The sequence below is a fragment of the Polynucleobacter sp. 31A-FELB genome (assembly GCF_018882405.1).
Lineage (GTDB): Bacteria > Pseudomonadota > Gammaproteobacteria > Burkholderiales > Burkholderiaceae > Polynucleobacter.
In genome coordinates this window covers 197,301-218,676 of record NZ_JACVOO010000002.1, presented here as the reverse complement: position 1 = coordinate 218,676, position 21,376 = coordinate 197,301, and the positions used below count along the sequence as shown (strand labels likewise).

Genomic DNA, 21,376 nt, shown 5'->3' with positions numbered 1-21,376 from the left:
ACTTGATGCAATGCAAAAGCAATCTGCTCTTCTGTGAACTTTGACCTCTTCATGGCGCACCCCTCCTTAGGGATAATATCGCCGATTTTTTCTAATTTAGGGTGTCCAATTTATTGGGAGGAGGTCACTTCACCATAGGTATACTTTTGCTTCACCCATCTCCCCAAGGAGAAAAGCATGCAGACTCTACTGATGCGTCTATGGAGAAAAATAAAACACTTTCTTCGCATTAAATCAAAAGCCGCCACACAATCGAGTAAAGAGCTTTTTCGGAAGAATTCTGCTGATCTAAAAGATGGCGGTCATGATTCAGGCTTATGTTCCGTAATCATTCCGGCTCTTAATGAAGAGAAAGCCATTGGATCGGTTATTCAATATGCGCAAAATGACGCTTCAACTGGTGAAGTAATTGTCGTTGATGACAGCTCAATTGACGAAACGGCAAACATTTCTAGGAAAGTTGGTGCAAGAGTCATCACAAGCTCAATGCTTGGCAAAGGCGCGTCTATGCAGGATGGTGCACTACTTGCTAAGTTTGAATATATTGTTTTTTTAGATGGTGATTTATCAGGTTTACAGAGTGGGATCATTTCAAAATTAGTTGCACCGTTAATTAACAATAGTGCGGATTTCGTTAAGGCGAAATTTGGTAGGGGTGGCGGCAGAGTCACTGAATTAACCGCTAAACCTATGCTTAAAGTCTTTTTTCCTGAGCTAGCAAGCATATCGCAGCCTTTGGGTGGCATCCTAGCGTGCAAGACATCGCTTTTAAAAAAATTAACTTTTGAGCCAGGTTATGGCGTCGATGTGGGCTTATTGATTGATGCCCATCTAAAAGGAGCGCGTATTTGTGAAGTGGATATTGGCACTCTAGAGCATGACAGCCAACCATTGATCGATTTGACCACAATGGCAAATGAAGTTGCTAGAGTAATTCACCACTACTCCCGCCAAGCAGGACGATTACATGTAGAGCAAATCTCAGAGATGTATGAAGAGCAGCGTCTTGCAACAGCTTCCTTTGACTACATCATCAATAGACAGAAAAACCGTCACAAAGTTGTCCTTTTGGACATGGACGGAACAGTTACCCCCAATCGCTTTGTCACCGATTTGGCTCGATTCACACATACAGAAGAAACATTGCATGCTCTTTTGGAATCCCACCTAAACGATGCAGCGACCCGTAGTCAGAAAATTGCTGAAATTTTTAAATTCACTCACCGAAGTCACTTTGAAAAGGTTGCTATGTCTATGCCAATCAGAGATGGAGTCGTAGAGTTTGTAAATCAAATGAAGCGGGATGGATTCATGGTTGGCCTCATATCCGATAGCTATTTCATAGCAGCAGAAGTTTTGAGAAAAAGGATATTTGCAGATTTTGCGATCGCCCACACCTTGAAATTTCAAAATGATATTTGCATTGGGGAGCTAAAAATTAGTCCTGACTTTTATCCCGATTCCAATCAATCCAGTGCTCAACCATGCAAAAGCAACGTCATTAGTCGATTTTTATCTAAATCCAATAATCCAAGATTTAAAGAGATTTGGGCTATTGGTGATAACTTGAATGACTTAGGTATGTTACTTTTGGCTGACAAGGCTTTTGCGATAGAGCCAAAATCAGAAGAGTTGAAAAAGCATAAGCATATAAATGAAATATCATCATTTCAGGATTTAATTGGCGCCAACCTAAGCACATCGATCACCAAAACTGTTGCTATATAAAGCCACGGGGATTAAGCCCAACATGTTCAGAAACTTAACCCCCTTCTTACCCCAAGCAAAAGAATGAATTTTTACTGCTTATTTAGCAATCCGACACTCTGAGGGAAGTAACTGAGGCAATAGATTGGTTTCAGTAGAACGGCAAGACCAACCGCCAGCCCAGGTTGATCCCTCGGGCTTGGATAAATCAATCGCTTTAGGTACATTGGCGTCTGGGTCATTCGTCGGAATGAGATGCAATGTGTTTTTATCTTCCGGCGCAACGTTATTCTGAAAGTCTATGGCAATAGCACCAGAAGGCGTGATCTCAATTAACTTTACACTGCGTGTTGGTACAAAGGTAAATGAACCACTAGTTGCTTTATCCATTGGCACCGTGCCTCCGCTAGCAAAAGCCTCGGTCACTGCCAGCTTAGCACTGGAGGATAAATTCATACCCTCTACGATGCGGCTACGTGCAATGTAATCTTGATATTGAGGAACGGCGACTGCCACCAAAATACCAATGATGGCAACCACAACCATCACCTCAATTAAGGTAAATCCAGATTCTTGCTGCTGATCTTGTGTAGACATATTGATTGGCTCCTGAGGGTTAAATCCCTCATCATCCAGTCTATACCCAACACACTCAAGATGTCCAAATGTAAGAAAAGCCGGCGTTAAAGGCCGGCTTTTCTGATTAATGCGAGAGAGAATAATTAGGCTTTTTTACTGCTCCGCTTTGCAATCTCTCCAAGAGCCATCACACCAATAGCGCCTACAGCACCTGCTAACAAGCTATAAGACTCCACTCCAGCCCCAAAGAACTTAATCACGCCAGGGTCGGAAAGCATCATGCCGCCAGCTATCCAGCCTAGTAAGCCAGCACCTGCTGTAACAATGATTGGGAAACGATCGATGAGATACAAAACGATGCGGCTGCCACCAATGATGAGTGGTACAGAAACCAATAAACCGAAAACGATGTAGCCAAGCTGATGAGCTTGATCATCCACCTGACCGGCAGCACCTGCGATCGCTAGAACGTTGTCTAGACTCATGACGATATCTGCAATGATGATGGTCTTAATGGCTGCAAATAACTTATCAGGCGCTTGAAGGTCGTGACCCTCTTCGCCACCAGTGTCCACCATGAGCTTGTAACCAATCCACAGCAGCGCAAGAGCGCCAACAAACTTCAAGAAAGGAATTTGCAGCAAAGTGACTGCGAAGGCAACCAGCACAATACGCAAAATAATTGCGCCAGCTGTTCCCCATAAGATGCCCTTACGGCGCTGATTAGGGTGTAAATTTCTGCAAGCTAAGGCAATGACTACCGCGTTATCGCCGCCCAACAGAATATCGATCAAGATGATCTGCGCAACGACAGACCAATCTAGCATTGTTAAAAACTCCATGTCATCCTCTTATATTTTTATGTTTTAACCACAGGTACTACAGAAAAGGATGCTATCAGGCATCCTTTTCTTAAAGCGTAATTACAACATGGCTTTGAGCAAAGCCGCCATTTCTGAAGGATTTCTTGTTACTTTAAAGCCACACTCTTCCATAACGGCAAGCTTGGCATCGGCTGTATCAGCACCACCAGAAATCAATGCGCCAGCATGGCCCATACGTTTTCCAGGAGGCGCTGTTACACCAGCGATAAAGCCAACAACTGGCTTCTTCATATTGTCTTTACACCAGCGAGCGGCTTCAGCTTCATCCGGCCCACCAATTTCACCAATCATGATGACTGCATCAGTCTCAGGATCTTCGTTAAACATACGCATCACATCAATGTGCTTCAAGCCATTAATTGGATCGCCACCAATACCAACTGCTGTGGACTGACCTAGACCAATTGATGTCAACTGACCAACCGCCTCATAAGTCAGGGTGCCAGAACGGCTAACTACACCGATACGACCCTTTTTATGAATATGGCCAGGCATGATGCCAATCTTAATTTCATCTGGAGTAATGATTCCGGGGCAATTTGGGCCAAGCAATAAAGTCTTCTTACCACCAGCAGCTTCTTTGGCAGTCATCTTGTTGCGTACTTCCAGCATGTCCTTGACTGGAATGCCTTCAGTAATACAGATCACAAAATCGAGGTCAGCTTCAACAGCCTCCCAAATCGCAGCAGCAGCGCCAGGAGGCGGAACATAAATTACAGAAGTGGTGGCACCAGTTTGCTGAGCAGCCTCTTTAACAGTTCCATAAATTGGAATATTGAAAATAGACTCGCCCGCTTTTTTAGGATTTACACCAGCTACAAAGCAGTTCTTACCATTTGCGTATTCCTGGCACTTCTCAGTGTGGAATTGGCCAGTCTTACCAGTAATACCTTGAGTAATTACTTTAGTATTTTTATTTACCAAAATAGACATATTGAAGTTCCTTGATTATTTGTTTTTCGCAACAGCGGCAACTACCTTAGTAGCAGCTTCTGCCATTGAATCGGCGCTAATGATTGGCAAGCCAGAGTCTGCAAGAATCTTCTTGCCCAACTCCTCATTGGTACCCTTCATGCGCACAACCAAAGGTACAGTCAAGTTCACCGCTTTACATGCAGTAACTACGCCATCAGCGATCACGTCGCAACGCATGATGCCGCCGAAAATATTGACCAAAATCGCTTCAACACTCTTGTTCTTGAGCATGATCTTGAATGCTTCTGTTACTTTTTCTGCAGTTGCACCACCACCAACGTCCAAGAAGTTTGCTGGCTCACCGCCGAACAACTTAATGGTATCCATCGTAGCCATTGCTAAGCCAGCACCATTCACCAAGCAACCAATATTGCCGTCGAGTGAGATGTAAGCCAAGTCAAATTTAGAAGCTTCGATTTCAGCGGCATCTTCTTCATCGATATCACGGTAAGCCACGATTTCTGGATGACGGTACAGGGCATTTGGATCGAAATTAAATTTAGCATCAAGCGCTTTGATCTTGCCGTTGCCTTCAAGAATCAATGGATTGATCTCAACCAATGACGCATCAGTTTCCCAATAGGTCTTGTACAAGTTCTTGAACACATCACTTGCCATTGGAATAGAAGCATCTGGAACTCCAATGCCTTTCGCAATGATCTGGCAATCAGCATCTGTCAAACCAATCAATGGATCAACAAATACTTTAATAATTTTTTCTGGGTGAGATTCTGCAACCTCTTCAATGTCCATACCACCTTCGCTGGACGCCATGATCACATTCTTTTGTGTGCCACGGTCGGTAACGATACTGAAGTAGTACTCTTTTTTGATGTCAGCGCCGTCTTCGATTAAGAGGCGATTTACTTTTTGACCTTCTGGACCAGTTTGATGCGTCTTCAACTGCATGCCCAAAATTTCAGAAGCGTACTTTTTCACTTCGTCCATGCTACGAGCTAATTTCACGCCGCCGCCTTTACCGCGACCACCCGCATGAATTTGCGCCTTAACAACCCATACCGGGCCACCTAGCTTTTCGGCAGCTTTAATTGCCTCATCAACACTAAATGCAGGAATGCCATTTGGAACAGGCACATTAAATTGGCGTAGTAATTCTTTGCCTTGGTACTCGTGAATTTTCATTATTACTCCCGAAACAGTATCTTTTTTAGCAAGCGATGAGGATTAGTAAAACCGGTTTGACCTTAATCACCTATCTACTCAATGGACAACTTAAAGGAGTTCATCTGAATAAATGGGAGCGGTTTAGCCGACTCCATAAGTCTATCATGCTGCAATGCGGCAACATCGCCTATTGGCTCCGTAATTGCCCTAGTCAGGACGCCCAGCCACCACCTTAGATACGACATCTGAACTGAAGCCCTTGGAGGCCAAAAACCGGTATTGACGTGCTCGCTCCTTTTGCTCTGTTGCCAGTGCACCAAACTTGCGCAGCCACAGCTCGTGAGCACGTTGATATTCAGTTTCTTTGAGATTTTTGAGTAAATCTGCCGTCTTTGAGCTATCGACCCCAGCCTGAGCAAGCTCATCCTGTATTTTTCGGGTTCCAAACCGCTCACTACGGCGCCGTACCAGCGCCTCTGCAAAGCGCTGATCAGAAAGCCATCCGCGAGCCTCAAAATCATCTAAAACAGCCTCAATTTCGATAGCCAGCGGAGTTGCTGGGATAACTTCCTCGGAATCCTCATTGACTGCCTGGAACTTGAGCATCCTTGCAGCTGATTCTTCGAGCTTTGCTGCCAAACCCTTACGGCTGTACTCACGCATCGATAAAAGGCGCAAAGCCCGAGCTTTGAGACTCGGGCTTTGTTTCTTGCTTTTTTTAATGGTGCTGCCTAATTCTGACATCGAAGAATTACGCTTCCTCTTCTTCGCTCAAAACGTCGCTCACTACCGCTGTACCAGCCTTCACACCCAATTTCGCACGAATCTTGGCTTCAATATCTTGGGCAATGGCAGGATTTTCTTTTAAGAACTCACGCACATTGTCTTTTCCTTGGCCAATACGATCGCCGTTGTAAGCGTACCAAGAACCTGATTTTTCAACGATATCGGCTTCAACACCCATATCAATAATTTCACCCTCTCGTGAAATTCCAGCGCCGTACATGATGTCAAAAATTGCTTCGCGGAATGGCGGGGATACCTTGTTCTTCACAACCTTCACGCGAGTCTCGTTACCAACAACTTCATCACCCTTCTTAATACTACCGATACGACGAATATCTAAACGCATAGAAGCATAGAACTTGAGCGCATTACCGCCGGTAGTGGTTTCAGGCGAACCAAACATCACACCAATCTTCATGCGAATTTGATTAATAAAGATCACGGTTGTATTGGTGCGCTTGATCGCACCAGTCAACTTACGCAAAGCTTGACTCATCAATCGAGCTTGTAAGCCTGGCAATGAATCACCCATATCGCCTTCGATCTCAGCCCTTGGAACCAAGGCTGCTACAGAGTCAATGACGATTAAATCAATAGAGCCTGAACGCACTAAAGCATCAGCAATTTCCAAAGCTTGCTCACCGGTATCCGGCTGAGAGATCAGCAAGTTATTAACGTCTACACCCAAGCGTGAAGCGTACTGAACATCTAAAGCGTGCTCAGCATCGATAAAGGCGCAAGTTCCACCAATCTTTTGCATCTCTGCAATCGCATGCAAAGTTAATGTTGTCTTGCCTGAAGACTCTGGGCCGTAAATCTCAATCACGCGCCCACGTGCCAAACCACCAACCCCGAGGGCAATGTCTAAACCCAATGAACCACTAGACACCACCTGAATATCTTGATGAATCTCTGCATCGCCCAATCTCATGATTGAGCCCTTGCCAAATTGCTTCTCAATTTGCGCCAAGGCTGCAGTTAATGCCTTTTGCTTGTCTCCGCTCATGCCGTCAAACTCTGATGAGGCTGATTTTTTCTTATCATCCAAGGCCATTTTTTAATTCCTTTTCGCTATGTATTGGGCTATTTCCCGTAGTTTTCGTGCTTTTCAACAACTCAGAAGTTACTGTATATAAAAACAGTACTATTTGCAAGCGGCTTTTTAAAGGAATTTACGGATTTTTTACTAGGCCACCATTGATTGAGGTGCGATCCCAGTAGAAAAAGAGGGGGATGGCGATGCCCCAAATAAGCCCAACCAAGATAAAACCCATGGTCTGATTGCCAGCACCCCAGCCCCCAGCACCCATACGAATACCAGCCTCATAGGACATTGGTCCGCAGATAGCCCCCAAAATGAAGCCCAAAACAGGTCTACCCCTCAACCATGACAGGGAGCCATTAATTGTGCCGCCAACCAACACCCATAAAACCCACATCCAAAGGGGCGATAAGTACGGGGAGGGCCAATCATCCTGAAAATTTAGATATCCCAAGTGCATGATGATGGTGTCGGCAACTATTCCATAAACCAAGACTTTGCCAAGGAGCTTCAGTACTAACTTGGGAGCGTGGTCACGCCAAATAGTGAAGGCGATATAAGCCAATGTAACCAAAACGGCCCAGAAGACCTGCTTGTTGGCTGCACCCAAAACACATGCAAACCAACCGGCTTGGAAAAAGACGAAATTCCAGAATTTAGCCATCGATCGAATCCAAGCCACATTACCTAAGAAAAAGGCCACTGCCGGTGGGCAATGGCCTCTTGATATGGTGGCGAATCAGGGATTTGAACCCCGGACCTGCGGATTATGATTCCGTCGCTCTAACCAGCTGAGCTAATTCGCCGAACTCGTAATTGTAAATGATCAGGCGTCATCTGTCTAAAGCAAAGGGGCTCGAACTACTTAATCTGAAACACGCTCACAGCCTCATCACGGTTGTAGCGAACAAAAACCTCAATTTTCTTAGCTAGAAAGAGCTTTTTCAGAACCTCATCCTTGTTTTCAAAAATAATGGCCGTTTGCTCAGGAAAGCGGGAAAAGGGGTCGCTCATCACCTCGATAGACTGGCCATCCACCTTAATGAGACGAATGGTGCGCTTATATAACCGGTCGGGCTGAATGAAAATCAGACGTTTCACGTACTTATCTAAAACCAGCTTTTGCCCTTGTTCATTGGTCTTAAAGTAGTAAACCAGCTCATCTTTACCATTGGTGGTGACATCCCGCTCCTCATCCCACTTAGCAAATGCAGTTGGGCTGGCAAGCGCACAAAGAATTGCTACCACCAATAATCTATAAAGATGCATCATTTACTTTCCTAGTTCGACCATTTCATCTTATCAGTCATCTGGACCTATGCGACTTCTCTCTATCTCTTCAGGCAAAGTAATGCCACTGTTTGGGTCTCATCACCCGAACTACTCAACAGTAGCCTCAGCAATTAACAAGCAAGCTATTAGTACCCTTGCCTCCCCCGCACCTGTGGAAATCACACGACTGGGAGTTGCAGGCGATGAGCAAGCGGATCCATCGGTACACGGCGGAATAGAGAAAGCAATTTACGTCTACCCAATAGAGCACTACGCTTTTTGGAGCGAACTACTCACTCGAGAAACTAAAAAATCAGTTGAGCTCCCCTTGGGCGCATTCGGTGAAAACTTCACGATCGAAGGTTTGCTTGAAACCGAAATATTTGTTGGGGATCAAATGCAGATTGGCGATCTTCAATTTACCGTGGTCAAGCTACGTGAGCCCTGCTTTAAGTTCAATGCCAAGATGGGCTACAAAGGCGCAGCCAAAGCCATGCTGCAGTCGGGCTTTAGTGGGTGGTATCTTCGCGTCAATCAAACTGGCGCGCTTTCAGCAGGCGCTGAAATCCAGGTGCTGCCAGGCCAAAGAATCACATCTATCGCCGATCAAAATCAAGCGCACTTTAATCGCGGTAATCAGAAAAATCTTTGGGATTAATCACTCTAATTAATCACTGCAATTAATTTCTAGCAATAAAAAACCCGACCACATAGTGGTCGGGTTTAGTTTTTGAAACAGACTAGTAAAACTTAGTCTTTAGCGTAGATATCTACGTCTTTAGTTTCTTTAACAAACAGTACACCGATTACCAATGTCATCGCAGCGATGATGATTGGGTACCAGAGACCGTAGTAAATATTACCGTTTTGCGCTACCAAGGCGAAGGAGATCGTTGGCAACAAGCCACCGAACCAACCGTTACCAATGTGGTATGGCAAGGACATAGATGTGTAACGAATGCGAGTTGGGAACATCTCAACTAACATCGCAGCGATTGGGCCATAAACCATGGTTACCAAAATCACCAAGTACACCAACAAGAGCAACACAGCAACATAGTTAATGTCAGCTGGGTTTGCTTTAGCTGGGTAACCAGCAGCATTCAATGCGTCACGGATTTGCTTTTTGAACTCAGCATCTTTTGCTTTTGCATCAGCAGGTGCCAAGCCTTTTGCAGAGTAACCAGTGATTTCTGTATCACCAATCTTCACAACAGCTGTACCGCCAGCAGGACCAGCAACAGTGCTATAGCTAGCAGAGTTGGAAGCCATCACTTGTTTTGCGATATCGCAAGAACTTGTGAACTTAGCTGTACCTGTTGGGTTGAACTGGAATGTACATTCATTCACATCAGCAGTAATAGTTGCTGGTGATGTTGCCATTGCCTTTTCTAACGCTGGGTTAGCAAAGTGGGTCAAGGCATTAAATACAGAAACTGGTGTATTTGGAATGTATGTAATAACAGCCAATAACAAGCCACCCATGATGATGACCTTACGGCCGATCTTGTCAGACCAAGCGCCAAAGATCACGAAGAATGGTGTGCCGATTACTAATGAAGCAGCAATCAACAAGTTCGCAGTCTTAGCATCTACCTTCAACACTTGTGTGAGGTAGAACAAAGCGTAGAACTGACCTGTGTACCAAACCACCGCTTGACCTGCAACCAGACCAAACAATGCCAAGATAACAATCTTCAAGTTCTTCCATTGACCGAATGACTCTGTCAAAGGAGCTTTAGACAATTTGCCTTCATCTTTCATCTTCTTGAAAGCTGGGGATTCGTTCATTGATAAACGGATCCAAACAGAAATAGCCAACAAAGCGATAGAAACGATGAACGGAACACGCCAGCCCCAAACGTCAAAGTCTGCGCCAGTGAATTCACGTGTGAACAAAATCACTAACAAGGATAAGAACAAACCAAGAGTAGCTGTTGTCTGAATCCAAGCTGTGTATGCGCCGCGACGACCGTGAGGAGCATGCTCAGCAACGTAAGTTGCAGCACCACCGTACTCACCGCCCAATGCCAAACCTTGAAGCATACGCAATGCGATCAAGATCACAGGAGCAGCAACACCGATAGTGGCGTAGTTAGGCAGAATACCTACGATGAATGTTGCACCACCCATCAACAGGATCGTCACCAAGAAGGTGTATTTACGACCAATCAAGTCACCTAAGCGACCGAATACCAAAGCGCCGAATGGGCGAACGATAAAACCGGCGGCGAACGCAAGCAAGGCGAAAATGAAGGCTGAACCTGCATCTAGACCTGAGAAGAATTGCTTGGCGATAACGGCAGCCAATGAACCGTAAAGATAAAAGTCGTACCACTCAAAAACCGTACCTAAAGATGAAGCAAAAATAACTTTGCGTTCTTCAGCGGTCATTGGGGCTGCTTTAGTTGATGTTGACATCAGTAGCTCCTAACTATTTTTATTGAAATAAAAAACAACGGGTCGATTATGCTTTGAAAAAAATCAAAGAAATCCACTAGTTAGGGTAATTCCCCATCAAATCGGATCGGGGTTTTCCCGAGAAAACTGCAAACTAGAGGCGATAAAGCAACATTTATTGGCCTAGCGTCTAATAGAAACATCACACAACATCACACATTCATTATTTGGAACTAATAACCATGCAACAAAAATGGGGAATTCGAGGGATGGCGGTAGCGCCCCACTCACTCGCATCTGAATCAGCATTAGCAGTGCTCCGCGAAGGTGGCAATGCATTGGAGGCAATGATCGCTGCTGCCGCAACAATCGCAGTTGTCTATCCGCATATGAATTCCATTGGTGGTGACTCCTTTTGGGTTATTCACTCTCCTGGTAAAGCCATGGGCGGGATTGATGCCTGTGGGGCAGCAGCTGGCCTAGCAACTAAACAGTGGTACGCCGAGCGCGGCATTACCTCCGCCATTCCCTTCAGAGGTGCCGTTGCGGCCAATACAGTTGCGGGCACCATTTCTGGCTGGGGTGCAGCACAACAACTTTCAAAACAAGGTTTAGGAGGGAGGCTCCCGCTCTCCCGCTTATTGGCAGATGCGATTCACTATGCTGAAGCGGGCGTACCCGTGACATTTAGCCAATCGAGTCTCACTGCTAAAAAACAGGGTGAGTTGCAAGACATCCCAGGATTTGCCGAAACATTCTTGGCGGATGGAAAAGCACCGGAAGTGGGCAGCATCTTTAAACAAGGTCGCCTTGCAAAAACCTTGCGCCAAATTTCTCGCAAAGGAACGGAAGATTACTACCGTGGCGACTTGGCTGAACTCATTGCACAAGAACTCACCTATATCGGCAGTCCACTCAGAATCGAAGATCTACATCGTCACCAAGCAAAACTGATTGACCCGCTTGAACTTAAACACAGCATGGGCAATGTTTACAACATGACACCGCCAACTCAAGGTGTCGTGTCTTTAATGATCATCGGAATACTGGATCAACTCAATCTCAAGCGCTTCAAAGTCGATAGCGCAGAATATGTTCACCACTGCGTTGAAGCTACCAAGCAAGCCTTCATGGTCAGGGATAAATATGTGACCGATCCCGCTTACATGAAAAGAAATGCGCAATCATTCTTATCCCCCGCCTTCTTAAAGAAGTTGGCAAAAAATATTGACCCTCAAAAAGCTTTGCCTTGGGGTCAGGGCAAAGGACCAGCCGATACGATTTGGATGGGTGTGATTGATGGCAATGGAAATTGCGTTTCATTCATTCAAAGTATTTATCACGAGTTTGGCGCTGGCATTGTTCTACCCAAGTCTGGCGTGAACTGGCAGAACCGAGGCTGTAGCTTCTCGCTTGATCCGAAAACACTCAATCACCTTGAGCCCTATCGCAAACCATTCCATACACTGAACCCAGCAATGGCTTTATTTAAGGACGGTCGCTCCATGGTGTACGGCACGATGGGTGGTGATGGCCAACCTCAAACACAGTGCGCAGTCTTCACGCGTACAGCGACATACGGACTTGATCCACAAGATGCCATTAGTCGACCACGCTGGCTCTTAGGTAGAACTTGGGGGCAAACTAGTGACAGCCTAAAATTAGAGTCACGCTTTAGTCCATGGGTGGCAAAGGAACTCTATGCCCTAGGCCATGAAATTGAAATGCTTGATGCCTTTGATGAAACCGTTGGGCACGCAGGCTGCATTATTCGTGATCCATCCGGCACACTACATGGTGGCTGGGATCCCCGCAGCGATGGTGCCGTTAGCGCGTTTTAGTAATAAATAATTTGGGTACGCGCAGATCCCAGTAAATGGCAGCTGCGCGTAATCCAAAAATAGCGAGCATGCAAATCACTGACCCCTCGAGTGTGAACTCGGGAAAGAAATTCAAAATCAAAATGTAAATGCAGCAGCCCAAAGTCACTGGGATCGCATAGAGCTCATGCGACATCAGTAAGGTTTTTCTACCTGCCAAAATATCGCGCAACAAGCCGCCACCAATCGCAGTAATAACACCTAAAATCACTGGAGCTACAGGCAACCCAAATCCTATGTTCCAGGCCTTATCAGCACCCTGAATTCCAAACAAAGCGGCGCCCAGGCCGTCGATGTAGAGCATCCAGCGATAAATCTGCGGCTGTGTAAAAAAAGATTCGGCTACGAAAGTAACAATGCACGCCCCCAGCGCTACCCAGATATAAATTTGCGCAATCGACCAAAACGCAGGCACATCTAGGATGATGTCACGCACGGTTCCACCGCCAATCGCAGTAATCACTCCCAAAACCAGTACACCAAAGAGATCCACGCCTCGATCGGCAATAGCGAGAACACCCGTTACCGCAAATGCGATGGTGGCAATAATGCCAATCCAGAAATTAATTTGATCCATAGCGTCTAGTCTAAATCACCGACACCAGCCAATCAATCAAGTCCTCAATATACTGAGGGCAATCTCATTAAGGAACCCTTCATGAAAACTCAGCTCTATAGTTTTTGGCGCAGCTCGGCAGCCTTTCGGGTGCGTATTGCTCTTAACTTAAAAGGGCTTGATTACGATGTGATCCCAGTCAATATCGTTAAAAGTGGAGGCGTCCAAACTGCTGGCGAATACGCTAACAAAAATCCCAATCGCTTAGTACCACTCTTTTCCGATGGCACTCACAACATTCACCAATCTCTTGCCATCATTGAATATCTCGAAGAGGTTCAACCCAATCCCCCGCTATTACCCCAGACCGCAATTGATCGAGCCTGGGTACGTTCATTAGCGATGGATATCGCGATTGATGTTCACCCGCTTGGCAATGTAAGAGTGTTGCGCTACTTAATCAGGCAATTAGGTCTCAGCATGGAGGCAAAAGATGATTGGAACCAACACTGGATTACTTTAGGCTTAACCAGCTTAGAAAAACAATTAAGCTCGGACACCAGACTGGGTCGCTTTGCCTGTGGCAACCAACCCGGCTTAATTGATATTTGCTTGGTGCCGCAAATTTTTAATGCACTCAGTGCAAAGCTCGACATGAAAGCCTATCCAACACTGATGAAAATATTTAATGAGTGCATGAAGCTACCAGCATTTATTGATGCCTCTTGGGAAAAGCAAATTGACGCCGAGGGATCAAACCCCCTTGCTCCACCACAAGAATAAAGACAGCGTTAACAAAGAACCGATTGTGGTTAAAAGTACTACCCGAGAAATTATTCTGCTATCTGCACTGTAGTACTGCGCCAGCATAAATGGCCCCGTACCAGTGGGAAGCGCTGCCAGCATTACCGCTGCACTTACCCACAATGCAGGTAGACCCAAGATTGGCCCAGCTACCAACCAGGCAACTAGAGGCTGAATAATCAATTTTGCAAAACTAATACCCCAAGCCTCTTGCGGTACAGACTTTTCCTTTTGCATCAAAAAAAGTCCAATAGAAACCAAGGCGCAAGGTGTTGCAGCGGCGGCTAAAAAAGAAATGACTTGTGCCAATGGATCATACAAAACCAAATCCGTAGATGACCATAGCAAACCCGCTACAGGTGCAAGTAATAATGGATTGGTACACAGCGACTTCAGTACGCTCCGAACAATTTCATGAGATTTTTTGTGAGACTGTATACCGACCTCAATCAGGACGGTTGCTATAGCAAACATCACAAACACAATAAAAGTAGAAATAATTGCTGGTGCCAAACCATCCTGACCAAGCGCTAGAACACAGAGCGGAATACCCATATACCCCGTGTTGGAGTAAGACGCACTCAAGCCAGAAAAACTTGCAGCCACTAAATCTCGACTGCGCACCCAAGTAAGTATCAATACAAGAATAAATACTGCCACGCAACTCAGAAAAAAAGCGGCAATAAAGCCAGGCTGCCACAGTGTTTGCCAACTACTGCTAGAGGCAAACTGAAATAGTTGCGCAGGCAAGGCGAGCCACACCACAAAGCGATTCAATTCAACGGATGCACTTTCGCCTAATTTACCTGTTCGCCCACAAACATAGCCAATCAGAATGAGAGCAAATACTGGAAAGACAACGTTGAAGACGTAGAACAATTTAAGGGTGCTTTTTTAGATCAAGCAATTTTCTTCAGAGTCTGCTGGTAGCGCTGTGCGTTGTTGACATAACGACCTGCGATATCTTCAATGCCAGCAATCTGCTCTGGGCTTAGCGTCTTCACCGCCTTAGCGGGTGAACCCAAAATCATTGAGCCATCTGGAAATTCTTTACCCTCGGTAACCAATGCACCAGCACCTACTAAGCAGTTCTTGCCGATTTTGGCCCCATTCAAAATCACAGCGCCAATACCAATCAAACTACCATCGCCGACATGACAACCATGCAGCATGACTTGGTGACCAACGGTAACATTCTTGCCAATGATGAGTGGGTAGCCAGGGTCTGTGTGCAAAATTGAAGCGTCTTGCACATTACTGCCCTCGCCAATTTGAATCAGATCGTTATCGCCACGGATAACTACCTTGGGCCATACGCTCGCATTTTTATGTAGCTCGACCCTGCCGATAACTTCTGCGCTCTCGGCAACCCAGGCACCCTCGTCTAAGCGGGGCACATTTCCATCTAGTTCAAATATAGCCATGACCCATTATAGGTAATGGCTATATTTAATAAAGCCTACCAGTTAGGCTCACGATCAGGAGTAGAGGAAATCCGGTGAATACTCAAATCAGCACCTTCAAACTCTTCCTCTTGTGACATGCGGATACCTAAAACAGCCTTAAGCAATCCATAGACCACAAAGCCACTAACAAGCGCGATAGCAACTCCCAAGCCACTTCCAATTAACTGGCCTAAGAAAGTTACACCACCAATACCGCCGAGCGCCTTGGTACCAAAGATACCCGCAGCCAGTCCACCCCATAAACCGCATAGACCATGCAAAGGCCACACACCCAATACATCATCAATCTTCCAGCGGTTTTGCACCAAGGTAAACATATATACAAAGAGAGCGCCAGCAATTAAGCCAACCGCTAAGGCGCCCATGGGGTGCATTAAATCTGACCCCGCACAAACCGCAACTAAACCAGCTAAAGGGCCGTTATAAGTAAAGCCCGGATCGTTGCGACCGATGACCCAGGCAGCCAAAGTGCCGCCAACCATCGCCATCAAAGAATTCATCGCCACCAATCCACTGACCTTATCGATAGTCTGCGCACTCATGACGTTAAATCCAAACCAACCTACCGCCAAAATCCAAGCACCCAATGCCAAGAACGGAATGCTTGAAGGCGGATGGGCTGCAACGTTGCCATCCTTGGTATAGCGACCGCGACGTGCACCCAAAAGAATGACTGCTGGCAATGCGATCCAACCGCCAACCGCATGCACTACAACCGATCCCGCGAAGTCATGAAACTCTTCACCAGTCAGTGATTTGATCCATGCTTGGATACCGTAATGTTGATTCCAGGCGATACCCTCAAAGAAGGGGTAGGTGAAGCCGACCAGAATGAAAGTGGCAATTAATTGAGGATTGAACTTCGCACGCTCAGCAATACCGCCAGAGATGATTGCTGGAATAGCAGCAGCAAAGGTCAGTAAGAAAAAGAATTTAACTAGTTCATAGCCATTTTTCTCAGCCAATAATTCTGCACCCGAGAAAAAGTCTACGCCGTAGGCAATGCTGTAGCCAATAAAGAAATACGCAATAGTTGACACCGCAAAGTCGACCAGGATTTTGACCAAGGCATTGACTTGGTTCTTTTTACGAACGGTCCCAAGCTCTAGAAATGCAAACCCCGCATGCATTGCCAGAACCATAATGGCGCCGAGCAAAATAAATAAGACATCGCTGCCTGATTTCAAAGTTTCCACTGAAATACCCCCTATGTTTTTTGCGTCATTATGGGGAATGTAAAGACCGAATTTGAGCATAAATGCACCCATTTAGTGCAATTTAATGCCACTAATATGGTTTATTATCAAATTTACACACACCCAAGGGAGAACCCATGAAAAAAGTTTTAGTTCTATTGGCCGCTTTAGGCGCATTTTCTGGCTTAGTACAAGCTCAAGAAAAAGTTCAAGTACTGAGCACACAAGAGCTCGTGAACGTTTGTAAATTGCCAGCAAGCCCTGAGTCACGTAGCTTTTGTATTGGTTATACAACCGCTGCTTACGATACCTATTTGACTACACGCCATCCACAACGCGCAAAGCCATACATCTGCGTAAAGCAACCCGCGCCATCACGTGACGAAGTAATTGGTGAATTTGTTAAGTTTGGACAAAGTAATCAACAAGTTTCAGATAAACCAGCGGCAGGTGTTTTCTTGGGCTTCTTGGCGGCACGCTTTCCTTGCGCCAGAAAATAATCAAAGCTATTTATCTAAATCATCTATAGACATAAGGAACGGTTGATATGAAAAAAATTATCGCTATTACCGCTGCAACTTTAGCAATCGCAGGTTGCTCCAACATGAGTAATACAGAACAGCGCACTTTATCGGGTGCTGGTATCGGTGCGGCCGCTGGTGCAATTGGTACGGCCATTTTCCACGGCAACCCAATCTGGGGTGCAGTTGGTGGCGCAGCAGTTGGTGCAGCCTCTGGTTACGCATACGACGCCTACAAAAAAGAGCAGGCTTCTGAGTACAACTCTGGTTACAACGCTGGAAAAAACAATCAAAAGAATCAAGCCCCTAACTAATCATCTCTAGCGCCCCAGGCGCATTGATGCTGCACTAGCGGCTGAATAATAAAAAACCCGACCTGCGTCATGCAAGTCGGGTTTTTCTTTGGGCTCTTGAAAATTAAGAGAGTAAGAGTTGATTAATGCGTTTCACATAAGCGGCTGGATCATTTAATTGTCCGCCCTCAGCCAAAAGAGCCTGATCAAATAAAACTTGAGCCCACTCATCAAAATGCTGGTCATCTGATTTCAACTTCTGCAGCAAAGGATGCTCAGGATTGATCTCCAAAATAGGCTTGGTATCAGGCGCTTGTTGACCGGCAGCCTTTAGCATCCGCAATAAATTTCCAGAGAGCTCATTCTCATCGGAAACCAAACACGCTGGCGAATCCGTTAGGCGGAAAGTCACGCGCACATCCTTAACCTTGTCTTCCAGTGCCGCTTTCATGCGATCAAGCAAGTCCTTGAAATTCTTCTCAGTCTCTTCATGCTCTTTCTTTTCTTTCTCATCACTGAGATTGCCAAGATCAAGCCCGCCCTTTGCCACCGAGGTCATTTGCTTGCCATCAAACTCGGTGAAGAAGGAAAGCATCCACTCGTCCACTCGATCGGACAGTAACAAGACTTCAACACCCTTCTTGCGGAAGATTTCTAAATGCGGGCTGTTTTTAGCAGCATTAAAAGTATCGCCAGTGACGTAGTAAATCTTATCCTGACCCTCTTTCATACGAGAAATATATTCAGCCAAGGAAACGGTTTGATCCGCAGAGTCAGTGTGCGTACTCGCAAAACGTAAGAGTTTTAAGATGCGCTCTTGATTTGCTTGATCCTCACCAACACCCTCTTTAAGCACTTGTCCAAACTGAGTCCAGAAGGTGCGGTATTTTTCTATCTTAGCCTCATCATCACTATTGGCCAACTCTTCCAGCATGCTCAACACACGCTTGGTAGAGCTCTCGCGAATGATTTTGACATCACGTGATTCCTGCAAAATTTCACGAGAGACATTTAAAGGCAAGTCTGTCGAATCAATCACACCAGTAACAAAACGAAGATACATCGGCATTAATTGCTCGGCATCATCCATGATGAATACCCGCTTCACGTATAACTTGATACCTCCGCGTTTGTTGCGATCCCACAAATCAAATGGTGCGCGTGCTGGTACATATAATAGTTGCGTAAACTCACTACGCCCCTCAACTCGATTTAGCGAGTAACAAAGAGGGTTTTCATAGTCATGTGACAGGTGCTTATAAAACTCGTCGTACTGCTCTTCAGTGATTTCAGACTTTGAGCGAGCCCATAAAGCGCTGGATTGATTAATACTCTCGAGCTCATCTTTGATAACTTGCTCTTTTTTATCCGCATCCCACTCTTCTTTATTCATCTGAATAGGCAAAGAGATGTGGTCGGAATACTTGCGAATAATTGACTTGAGTTTATGAGTGGAGAGAAAATCATCCTCACCTTCACGAAGATGCATCGTGATGGATGTCCCACGCTGTGGGCGATCAATGCTTTCTACTGTAAATTCACCAGAGCCATCAGACTCCCAGCGAACTCCATCAGCAGCTGGCAAGCCTGCTCGGCGAGTCTCAACGGTAATGCGGTCAGCCACAATAAATGCTGAATAAAAACCCACGCCAAACTGCCCAATTAGAGCAGCATCTTTTTGCTGGTCGCCAGAGAGCTTAGAGAAAAATTCTTTGGTACCAGAGCGAGCGATAGTTCCTAAATTAGAAATTACTTCATCACGACTCATACCAATCCCATTATCAGAAATGGTGATAGTTCTGGCGGCCTTATCAAAACTGACTTTGATCTTCAGTTCAGGATCATCGCCATACCAATCGGGATGCTCGATTCCCTCAAAGCGGAGCTTATCTGCAGCGTCAGACGCATTAGAGATCAACTCACGGAGAAAAATTTCCTTGTTGGAATACAAGGAATGAATCATCAGTTGTAAAAGTTGCTTTACCTCGGCTTGAAAGCCTAACGTTTCTTTACTGGCTACAGACATGCGTATTCCCTCTTAATGAATGAACATAACCTCCAGTAATTGGGGGCTATTTAATGGATTTCAAGATCCAGGAAATGGGGAATTTAACCGGTATGTGCTTTTGAATGCTTCTCCGCCACAGGTAATTCAGCGTTTTTCCAAGCGCTAAAGCCGCCCTCTAGATGGCAAATCCCGGGGACCCCCATCCTTTGGAGGGTTTCTGTTGCTAGGGCGGAGCGCCATGCGGATGCGCAATAGAGCACTAAACGCTTACCTTCCCCGAAAACCGGCTTGTAATAAGGGCTATCTGGGTCAACCCAAAATTCCAGCATGCCACGAGGTGCATGAATTGCATTGGGGATCATGCCATCACGCTCCAACTCCCTCACATCCCGAATATCCACGAAAACCGTGTTTTCATCATCTAAGAGTTTTTGCGCTTGGTCTAATGGAATGGTCTCAATTTGAGCCATCGCATTTGCAATTAATTCTTGATACCCTAATTTCAATTTCATCAAAATCTCCTAAATTGCTAACACTTCTACCGAATTAGCTTTATGCATATTCTGACAGGCTTGTCCTGATAATATGTCTGCATGAACTTTACCCCTACAGAGCTTGGTGCCAGCATTATTTTTGCCGTCGCAGTACTGCATACTTTTTGTACTGCCTATTTTGAAACGCTTGCCAAAAAATCTCCAAGGCATGCTGGTCTATGGCACCTCCTGGGCGAAGTAGAAATCGTCTTTGGATTTTGGGCGGCAATACTGATTATTTTTATGTGGCTTGCAAATGATTTAGCCACAGCAAAAGAGTACGCCAACAAGCGAAACTTCACGGAGCCGCTATTTGTTTTTGCCATCATGGTTGTTGCGGGTAGCAAACCCATTTTGCATTTCGCCACCCAAATTCTTCACAAGTTAGGCCAGGGATTGCAATTGGTATTCCGTACCAAGCAAGCTCCAACACTGTATTTCCTAACCCTTAGCATCACCCCTTTACTAGGCTCACTCATTACTGAGCCTGCAGCAATGACACTGGCGGCATTCTTATTGCGAGACTTGGTCTATCGCCATAAATGCTCCACCCCACTTTTGTTTGGTACTTTAGGGGTGTTGTTCGTCAACATCTCCATTGGTGGCACGCTAACTAATTTTGCTGCGCCGCCGGTACTGATGGTGGCTTCAACCTGGGGCTGGGATAGCGCATTCATGTTTGCCAACTTTGGGCACGAAGCAACGATTGCTATTTTTGTCAATGCAACGATTGCAACGCTACTCTTTCATAAGCAACTCATTGAACCTACAGACAAGTCTGATCAGGCTCGCATTCCGCTGACGATTACAGCCATTCATTTACTCTTTTTGCTGGGCATTGTGGCCTTCGCACATGACCCAGTGATCTTCATGTGGCTATTGCTATTTTTCATTGGCTACACGACTGCTTATCCAAAACATCAAAGCCCACTCATTTTGCGCGAAGCTTTGCTAGTGGGATTCTTCTTGGGTGGATTGGTTGTTCTGGGCGCACTGCAAGGATGGTGGCTACAACCGATTCTTGAAACTATGAGCCCTACTGCGGTTTTCTATGGCAGCCTGGCCTTAACAGCAATTACAGATAATGCGGCGCTCACGTATTTGGGGTCACTTGTACAAGGTACTTCACCAGAATTCAAGCTAGCCTTGGTTGGCGGTGCGGTGGCAGGCGGCGGCTTAACCGTCATTGCCAACGCCCCAAACCCGGCTGGACTAGCTATTTTGCGCAGTTATTTCCCGAATGCAGCCGTTTCTGCAGGATTACTGTTTGTCGCTGCCATTCCACCAACCATTGTTGCAATTCTGGCTCTTCGTCTACTCTAAAAGCCTTATCCCGTAAAATCTGAGCT

General features: G+C 45.7%; 22 protein-coding genes and 1 tRNA gene. 7 read left to right on the top strand and 16 right to left on the bottom strand.

What is annotated here, in order from left to right:
* Nucleotides 1-177: 177 nt before the first annotated feature.
* Entirely contained in the window at nucleotides 178-1,728 is a 1,551-nt protein-coding gene (locus ICN30_RS02700; RefSeq protein ID WP_216273054.1) for an HAD-IB family phosphatase, read from the top strand.
* A gap of 78 nt (nucleotides 1,729-1,806) precedes the next feature.
* Here ICN30_RS02700 and ICN30_RS02695 read toward each other — a convergent pair whose 3' ends face one another.
* From ICN30_RS02695 to ICN30_RS02655, 9 genes are all read right to left on the bottom strand, one after another.
* Complete coding sequence (locus ICN30_RS02695) at nucleotides 1,807-2,304, bottom strand: pilin (RefSeq protein ID WP_216273052.1); 498 nt, start codon at nucleotides 2,302-2,304, stop codon at nucleotides 1,807-1,809.
* A gap of 125 nt (nucleotides 2,305-2,429) precedes the next feature.
* Nucleotides 2,430-3,128: a TerC family protein gene (locus ICN30_RS02690; RefSeq protein WP_216273050.1), complete on the bottom strand. Its 699-nt coding sequence runs from the start codon at nucleotides 3,126-3,128 to the stop codon at nucleotides 2,430-2,432.
* A gap of 81 nt (nucleotides 3,129-3,209) precedes the next feature.
* A complete protein-coding gene (sucD, locus tag ICN30_RS02685; protein ID WP_216273048.1) occupies nucleotides 3,210-4,103 on the bottom strand; it encodes a succinate--CoA ligase subunit alpha in 894 nt (297 codons plus the stop codon).
* A gap of 15 nt (nucleotides 4,104-4,118) precedes the next feature.
* Nucleotides 4,119-5,288, bottom strand: coding sequence for an ADP-forming succinate--CoA ligase subunit beta (sucC, locus tag ICN30_RS02680; protein WP_215354929.1), 1,170 nt, complete (start codon nucleotides 5,286-5,288; stop codon nucleotides 4,119-4,121).
* Between the two features lie 189 nt (nucleotides 5,289-5,477).
* The gene (locus ICN30_RS02675) at nucleotides 5,478-6,014 is read right to left on the bottom strand and encodes a regulatory protein RecX (protein WP_216273046.1); all 537 of its coding nucleotides are present in this window, start codon (nucleotides 6,012-6,014) and stop codon (nucleotides 5,478-5,480) included.
* A 7-nt stretch (nucleotides 6,015-6,021) separates the two neighbouring features.
* Nucleotides 6,022-7,104 carry a recombinase RecA gene (recA, locus tag ICN30_RS02670; protein WP_370624697.1) on the bottom strand — a complete coding sequence of 361 codons (1,083 nt, stop codon included), beginning with the start codon at nucleotides 7,102-7,104 and terminating at the stop codon, nucleotides 6,022-6,024.
* Nucleotides 7,105-7,228: 124 nt separating this feature from the next.
* Nucleotides 7,229-7,762: a DUF2878 domain-containing protein gene (locus ICN30_RS02665; protein WP_216273043.1), complete on the bottom strand. Its 534-nt coding sequence runs from the start codon at nucleotides 7,760-7,762 to the stop codon at nucleotides 7,229-7,231.
* Nucleotides 7,763-7,827: 65 nt separating this feature from the next.
* Nucleotides 7,828-7,904, bottom strand: a tRNA-Met gene (locus ICN30_RS02660).
* 55 nt (nucleotides 7,905-7,959) lie between these two features.
* The gene (locus ICN30_RS02655) at nucleotides 7,960-8,370 is read right to left on the bottom strand and encodes a hypothetical protein (RefSeq protein WP_216273041.1); all 411 of its coding nucleotides are present in this window, start codon (nucleotides 8,368-8,370) and stop codon (nucleotides 7,960-7,962) included.
* A 46-nt stretch (nucleotides 8,371-8,416) separates the two neighbouring features.
* Between ICN30_RS02655 and ICN30_RS02650 the strand changes: the two genes are divergently transcribed.
* Nucleotides 8,417-9,028, top strand: a complete 612-nt coding sequence (locus ICN30_RS02650) for an MOSC domain-containing protein (RefSeq protein ID WP_216273039.1) — start codon at nucleotides 8,417-8,419, stop codon at nucleotides 9,026-9,028.
* A 92-nt stretch (nucleotides 9,029-9,120) separates the two neighbouring features.
* Here ICN30_RS02650 and ICN30_RS02645 read toward each other — a convergent pair whose 3' ends face one another.
* Nucleotides 9,121-10,791 (bottom strand): MFS transporter, encoded by a 1,671-nt coding sequence (locus tag ICN30_RS02645; protein WP_216273037.1) that lies wholly within the window; start codon nucleotides 10,789-10,791, stop codon nucleotides 9,121-9,123.
* A gap of 221 nt (nucleotides 10,792-11,012) precedes the next feature.
* Here ICN30_RS02645 and ICN30_RS02640 point away from each other — a divergent pair, with 221 nt between their 5' ends.
* On the top strand, nucleotides 11,013-12,611 hold the full coding sequence (locus ICN30_RS02640; RefSeq protein WP_216273035.1) for a gamma-glutamyltransferase family protein: 1,599 nt from the start codon (nucleotides 11,013-11,015) through the stop codon (nucleotides 12,609-12,611).
* On the opposite strand, the gene ICN30_RS02635 is transcribed toward ICN30_RS02640, so the two are convergent.
* On the bottom strand, nucleotides 12,598-13,227 hold the full coding sequence (locus tag ICN30_RS02635; protein ID WP_216273033.1) for a trimeric intracellular cation channel family protein: 630 nt from the start codon (nucleotides 13,225-13,227) through the stop codon (nucleotides 12,598-12,600). The two genes, ICN30_RS02640 and ICN30_RS02635, sit on opposite strands and share 14 nt — an antisense overlap.
* Before the next feature lie 81 nt (nucleotides 13,228-13,308).
* Here ICN30_RS02635 and maiA point away from each other — a divergent pair, with 81 nt between their 5' ends.
* Nucleotides 13,309-13,989, top strand: coding sequence for a maleylacetoacetate isomerase (gene maiA / locus ICN30_RS02630; RefSeq protein WP_216273031.1), 681 nt, complete (start codon nucleotides 13,309-13,311; stop codon nucleotides 13,987-13,989).
* Here the strand turns inward: maiA and ICN30_RS02625 are convergent.
* Genes ICN30_RS02625 through ICN30_RS02615 form a run of 3 tightly spaced genes read right to left on the bottom strand, consistent with a single transcriptional unit; the run spans nucleotide 13,960 to nucleotide 16,672 of the window.
* Nucleotides 13,960-14,889 carry an AEC family transporter gene (locus ICN30_RS02625; protein WP_216273028.1) on the bottom strand — a complete coding sequence of 310 codons (930 nt, stop codon included), beginning with the start codon at nucleotides 14,887-14,889 and terminating at the stop codon, nucleotides 13,960-13,962. The genes maiA and ICN30_RS02625 overlap by 30 nt on opposite strands.
* 20 nt (nucleotides 14,890-14,909) lie before the next feature.
* Complete coding sequence (locus ICN30_RS02620; RefSeq protein WP_216273027.1) at nucleotides 14,910-15,434, bottom strand: gamma carbonic anhydrase family protein; 525 nt, start codon at nucleotides 15,432-15,434, stop codon at nucleotides 14,910-14,912.
* A gap of 35 nt (nucleotides 15,435-15,469) precedes the next feature.
* Nucleotides 15,470-16,672, bottom strand: coding sequence for an ammonium transporter (locus tag ICN30_RS02615; RefSeq protein WP_216273026.1), 1,203 nt, complete (start codon nucleotides 16,670-16,672; stop codon nucleotides 15,470-15,472).
* A gap of 137 nt (nucleotides 16,673-16,809) precedes the next feature.
* Between ICN30_RS02615 and ICN30_RS02610 the strand changes: the two genes are divergently transcribed.
* Together ICN30_RS02610 and ICN30_RS02605 are read left to right on the top strand one after the other, a co-directional pair.
* Nucleotides 16,810-17,172: a Rap1a/Tai family immunity protein gene (locus ICN30_RS02610; RefSeq protein ID WP_216273025.1), complete on the top strand. Its 363-nt coding sequence runs from the start codon at nucleotides 16,810-16,812 to the stop codon at nucleotides 17,170-17,172.
* A gap of 47 nt (nucleotides 17,173-17,219) precedes the next feature.
* The gene (locus ICN30_RS02605) at nucleotides 17,220-17,507 is read left to right on the top strand and encodes a glycine zipper domain-containing protein (RefSeq protein ID WP_216273024.1); all 288 of its coding nucleotides are present in this window, start codon (nucleotides 17,220-17,222) and stop codon (nucleotides 17,505-17,507) included.
* Between the two features lie 103 nt (nucleotides 17,508-17,610).
* Here ICN30_RS02605 and htpG read toward each other — a convergent pair whose 3' ends face one another.
* Together htpG and ICN30_RS02595 are read right to left on the bottom strand one after the other, a co-directional pair.
* A complete protein-coding gene (gene htpG / locus ICN30_RS02600) occupies nucleotides 17,611-19,512 on the bottom strand; it encodes a molecular chaperone HtpG (protein ID WP_216273023.1) in 1,902 nt (633 codons plus the stop codon).
* Nucleotides 19,513-19,595: 83 nt separating this feature from the next.
* Nucleotides 19,596-20,006 (bottom strand): rhodanese-like domain-containing protein, encoded by a 411-nt coding sequence (locus ICN30_RS02595; protein WP_216273022.1) that lies wholly within the window; start codon nucleotides 20,004-20,006, stop codon nucleotides 19,596-19,598.
* Nucleotides 20,007-20,087: 81 nt separating this feature from the next.
* On the opposite strand from ICN30_RS02595, the gene ICN30_RS02590 reads away from it, so the two are divergent.
* A complete protein-coding gene (locus tag ICN30_RS02590; RefSeq protein ID WP_216273021.1) occupies nucleotides 20,088-21,350 on the top strand; it encodes a putative Na+/H+ antiporter in 1,263 nt (420 codons plus the stop codon).
* Nucleotides 21,351-21,376 lie beyond the last annotated feature (26 nt).